A 513-nucleotide genomic window follows, 5' to 3' on the forward strand; every position below is an offset into this window, starting at 1 on the left:
GGTAGTAGATGGTCAGCCAGTCCAGGGATGCGGCGAACTCCCGCAGGACGGCGGCCTTGTGGACGTTCAGGTTGTCCCAGACGAGCACGATCGGGCCGCCGAGCTGCTGATGTGCGGCGACCAGCAGGTCCCTGTAGTCGCGCCAGGAGAAGCTCTTACGCCCGTCACGCCGGCCGTCGTCCCGCCGCGGCCGGTAGATCAGCCTCGACCGATGGCCGGGTTTGTAGCAGGTCAGTGCGGCGATAGATATACGTCTGCGGGATCGGCCGCGGACCCGCACCACCGGGGTCCGGCCGCGCTGAGACCAAGTTTTTGCGTGCGGCGGCGTCATGGAGAAACCGGCCTCGTCCTCGAAGACGAGCCAGGCTCCACGGGCCGCCGCGAGTCTTCCGCGCACGGCCACACCTCCTTGACCCACCCGGCCACCGCCTCGTCGTCCCGCTCCACCGCTCGTCGGGCCGGGACCTGACAGGACCAGCCATTACGGACCAGGAGTTTGCGTACGCCCTGGAT

General features: G+C 68.2%; 1 pseudogene. It reads right to left on the reverse strand.

Going from position 1 to position 513, the window contains the following annotated elements:
- Positions 1-513 (reverse strand): annotated as a pseudogene (locus RM572_RS29885) (transposase); the annotation flags it as partial.

Source organism: Streptomyces hazeniae (genome assembly GCF_031845485.1).
GTDB classification, from domain to species: Bacteria; Actinomycetota; Actinomycetes; order Streptomycetales; family Streptomycetaceae; genus Streptomyces; species Streptomyces hazeniae.